This is a genomic window from Plebeiibacterium sediminum (assembly GCF_026013605.1).
Classification (GTDB): domain Bacteria; phylum Bacteroidota; class Bacteroidia; order Bacteroidales; family Marinilabiliaceae; genus Saccharicrinis; species Saccharicrinis sediminus.
In genome coordinates this window covers 1-1,657 of the sequence record NZ_JAPDPJ010000190.1, presented here as the reverse complement: position 1 = coordinate 1,657, position 1,657 = coordinate 1, and the positions used below count along the sequence as shown (strand labels likewise).

1 protein-coding gene is annotated in these 1,657 nt (G+C 30.2%); it reads left to right on the top strand.

The genetic code is table 11. The features are described 5' to 3' along the window. The first annotated feature begins 450 nt into the window (after positions 1–450). Positions 451–1,569 carry a hypothetical protein gene (locus tag OM075_RS24980; protein ID WP_301193289.1) on the top strand — a complete coding sequence of 373 codons (1,119 nt, stop codon included), beginning with the start codon at positions 451–453 and terminating at the stop codon, positions 1,567–1,569. Positions 1,570–1,657: the final 88 nt, after the last annotated feature.

The window sequence follows — 1,657 nt, the reverse complement described above, 5'->3', positions numbered from 1 at the left end:
TTGCGAGTAAAAACATCAATCCAACCTACTGTTGTCATAGTTATAAAGTAAGCTGCTTGATTATCGAATATTTTGTATTTATCTGACATAATATAGGGGTTAGATTATTATATCTGATAAAAATAACAAAATATATTTTCATTAATTAACCGGAATGCAATTCCTTATTTTTGTGCGTACAAGATAAAAACATTCAAATCAAAACCCTATAAATGATTTACAGCACGCTTATTGCACGGAAAGAATTTCCGCGCTAACAACAGGGATATATCCGAGCCTACGGGTGATTGTATCATCAGTACTAAAATATTATGATTTCCTAACTTAAAACTTCTGACTCCCAGCTTCGTCCTTCCAACTTTTCTTTTATCATTTTTTAACTTTTTACCATTTGACTTTAATATTCGGTTTAGGTAAATTTATTATAATACTAACCAAAACTATATCATCATGTTAGCTTTAATTCATACCATATCCGATAATATTATCTTCAGAAAATCATTAAAATGGACTAACCTATCTGTTGATAAAGAAGAAACATTTGATAGTACAAATATTTACGTTCAAATGGAATCATTCATGAATAAATATCTTAATAAACTAAGCTGTAATAAGGCAAAGCCAAATCTTATTGAGAAATGTCTGCGTAATCTTTTATCTGTTAAAAACAGTATGGATGAAACTCCCTGGTCAATTCCTTGCCATATTAACGATAATGAGAAATCTATATTTTTAAGAGATCTTGATTTTTATCTTATGATATCAGGTGTTTTACTTAAATCATGTGCTTTATTTAAAGGGTTTATACCCAAACATCATTGTCCACCAATAAGTGCAATGCTACCCTCATTTGCCAGTAATAAAAAAAGAGTTCTTCAGGCAATAAACTGTTTGAATAGTAGTAAATGGAAACAAACGGTTACTCTCTACATGCAAAACAGTCAATACCTGAAAGCTTTGGATGATATTCAAATTCATTTAAGGAAGCCAAATTACAATCAGGAGTTATCTCAATTACAACAATTATTGTTACATACCTTTTCTGTATTACCGGAAACTCAAATTGATGAGTATTATAAAACTATTGCTATAAATGAACTTAACAAGCATTTTAAGTCATTAAAAGCTATTCCTAAACAAATTTCTAATATTGAATGGAAAGCAATAAGATGTATAATTACGGTTTTAATACAATACAGTGCAGATGCGGAACCTATTGTTTCAATCTATCACAACATAAGAGAGGGGTTAATCAAAAACAGTGATTTCAATGTAAAAGCAGAAATACAATTCTTTAAAAAGCAAATTCAATACATTAACAAGTTAACACATAAAAAAGTAAAGATTAATCCGCTTGCTCTAAATATATGTACTGATATTTTAGAAGATCTCAATTTTTTAAAAACTAATGCAAAGCCTGGTCAAATACAGGAAGCATATCTTGAGTGGAGGCATACTCCAAAAGTCTTTGTTAGCTACCTCCAATCGGCTATAGCTAATGGCTACATCACTTTGAAGGGGAATGCAGATATGAAACCGATCATTGAATTTATATCTACTTTTCACTAGTGACCGAGTAAAAAAATAAAAGAGGGTACTTCCTTTCGGTTTCCCCTCAAAGTTGTAAATTGATTTTGCGAAACTTTTTACAACATGA

Excerpts from the sequence above, each read along its gene's own strand:
- OM075_RS24980 (WP_301193289.1), top strand. The coding sequence starts at position 451 with ATGTTAGCTTTAATTCATACCATATCCGATAATATTATCTTCAGAAAA.